The organism is Williamsia limnetica, from assembly GCF_003217475.1.
In the GTDB taxonomy this organism is placed as follows: Bacteria; Actinomycetota; Actinomycetes; order Mycobacteriales; family Mycobacteriaceae; genus Williamsia; species Williamsia limnetica.
In genome coordinates this window covers 1-2,651 of sequence record NZ_QJSP01000043.1, presented here as the reverse complement: position 1 = coordinate 2,651, position 2,651 = coordinate 1, and the positions used below count along the sequence as shown (strand labels likewise).

2 protein-coding genes are annotated in these 2,651 nt (G+C 63.8%); both read left to right on the top strand.

What is annotated here, in order from left to right; translation table 11 throughout:
* Nucleotides 1-186 precede the first annotated feature (186 nt).
* On the top strand, nt 187-1,725 hold the full coding sequence (gene istA / locus DFR67_RS31020) for an IS21 family transposase (RefSeq protein ID WP_084835633.1): 1,539 nt from the start codon (nt 187-189) through the stop codon (nt 1,723-1,725).
* 66 nt (nt 1,726-1,791) lie between these two features.
* On the top strand, nt 1,792-2,556 hold the full coding sequence (gene istB, locus DFR67_RS31015) for an IS21-like element helper ATPase IstB (RefSeq protein WP_084835634.1): 765 nt from the start codon (nt 1,792-1,794) through the stop codon (nt 2,554-2,556).
* Nucleotides 2,557-2,651 lie beyond the last annotated feature (95 nt).

The window sequence follows — 2,651 nt, the reverse complement described above, 5'->3', positions numbered from 1 at the left end:
TGTCAGCGGTCACGTAATTCCCCAGGTTGATGGGGTTGTCCGTCACGTAATTCCCCACCTGGCCGTCACGTAATTCCCCACCCTGGGGTGTGTCGGCCGGGGTTCGGGTGCGGCTACAGGTTCGCTTCTTGCAGGGTCTCCTACCGGCCCTGGAAGGGGCCCGTGGTGGCGAGGAGAACGTGGACGATGACCGATTTGATGGAGTTGTTCCGGCATTGGCATGGCGGCCGGTCTCAGGTGCAGATCTCGGCGGCGTTGGGGATCGACCGCAAGACGATCCGAAAGTATCTGGCACCGGCAATCGCGGCCGGCATGACCCCCGGCAGCGGTGAGCGGTTCGACGAGTCGGTGTGGCGGCAGCTGATCGCCGACTGGTTCCCCGAGGTGGCCGATCCGGCGGTGCGGGCGGTGACCAGACCGGCGATCGCGGCCCACCACGCCTGGATCAAGGACCAGTTGGACGAGTCGGTGACGGTCGCGACTATCGCCCAGCGGTTGCGTGATGACCACGGAGTGGATGTGTCCGAGTCGTCGGTACGGCGTTACGTATCAGCAGTATTCGCCGAACAGGTAGCCGAAGGCAAGGCCACGGTGCCGCGTGGCGCAGTCCCGCCGGGCGAGGAGGCGCAAGTCGATTACGGCAAACTCGGCATGTGGCATGACCCGGTCACCGATCGGCGGGTGACGGTCTGGGCGTTCGCGATGATCCTGGCGTGCTCACGGTTACTGTTCGTTCAGCCGGTGCTTCGGATGGATCAATCTTCCTGGTGTGCTTCGCATGTGGCGGCGTTCGACTACTTCGGCGGTACACCCGCCCGGATCGTGTGCGACAACCTCAAGACCGGGGTCGACCGCCCTGATCTCTACGATCCGAAAATCAACCGGGCTTACGCCGAGTTCGCCGCCTTCTACGACGTGCTGATCGACCCCGCCCGCGCGCGCAAACCCAAAGACAAACCGCGGATCGAACGCCCGATGCCTTACATTCGAGACTCGTTTTGGCGAGGCCGAACCTTCGGCTCGCTACCGCAGATGAAGGAGGCCGCCGTGGTGTGGTGCATCGACGTCTACGGCCAGCACGCGCACCGCGGTATCGACGGGATGACACCAGCAGAGCTGTTCGCTCAGATCGAACGATCAGCTCTGAAACCGTTGCCACCAAAACCCTTTGAACATGTCGTCTACCACGTCGGGAAGGTCGCACCGGATTGTCATGTCAAGGCCGGCAAAGCCCTGTATTCGGTGCCGTGGCGATTAATCGGGCACCGCGTCACGATCCGCACCGCTGGCGACATGGTGCAGGTTTTCGACGGCGATGAGGTGGCCGCGACCCACGTGCTGCACCTGGCGGGGCGGTCGACGAACTTCGAGCACTACCCACCCCACAAAGTCGCCTACACGTTGCAGACCGTGTCCTGGTGCCGCCACCAAGCCGAGGAGATTGGACCCGCGGCGGTGGCCGTGGTCGCCGAACTCTCCGAGGTCAACGCGCTGCACCGGCTTCGAGCGATCCAAGGCATCGTGGGCCTGCGCAAGAGCTACCCCGACGACCGGATCAACGCCGCCTGCCACCGGGCCAGCCAGGTCGGTGATGTGCAATACCGCACCATCAAAGGAATCCTGGCCGCCGGCACCGAACACGAAGGTGCACCCGCGCCGGCCGCTGCCGTCGTACCGGCCCTACTTCGCGGGCCGCAAGCTTTCGACACAGCCTCCGGTCAATAAGACGCATCCGCATTGCCATTGACACACAGCATCTTTCACGACTATCTCACTTAAGGAACTAGTGCTATGACCATCCACGATCCCAGCCTGCGAGCCGCACTGAAAACCCTCAAGCTCGGGGGCATGCTCGACACCCTCGACGCCCGCCTGGCCCAAACCCGCGACGGCCAACTCGGCCATCTCGAGTTCTTGCAGGTGCTCTGCGAAGACGAAATCTCCCGACGCGAGCACGCCGCTCTGGCCCGACGCGTACGCCGCGCTCGCTTCGAGCAACAGGCGACCTTCGAAGACTTCGATTTCACCGCGAACCCGAAACTGCCCGCCGCGATGCTCCGCGACCTCGCCGCACTGCGCTGGCTCGATGCCGGTGAATCAGTGATCCTCTACGGACCAGTCGGAGTCGGCAAAACCCATGTGGCACAAGCACTCGGCCACCACGTCGCACGACGAGGCGCGGACGTGCGTTTCGTCAAATGCGCACGCATGCTCGCCGACCTCGCTGGCGGTCACGCTGACCGGACCATCGGCCAACGCATGCGCGAATACACGCGCCCCGCCGTGCTCATCATCGACGACTTCGCGATGCGTGAGCACACCACCACCGGATCCGACGACCTTTACGACCTCGTCTCAGACCGGGCCATCGCCGGCAAACCCCTGATCTTGACCAGCAACCGCGCACCCAAAGACTGGTACCCGCTCTTTCCCAACCCCGTCGTCGCAGAATCGCTGCTCGACCGGCTCATCAACACCAGCCACCAGATCCTCATGGACGGCCCCTCCTACCGACCCCGCAAACGACCCGGACGCCCCGCCAAGAAGACCACCTGACCCCACCCGACCTGCTCAGCTACGCTGACCCCAGCACGCTCGGACATGGGGAATTACCTGACGGAAACCCCTGAGGAATTACGTGACCGTCGACA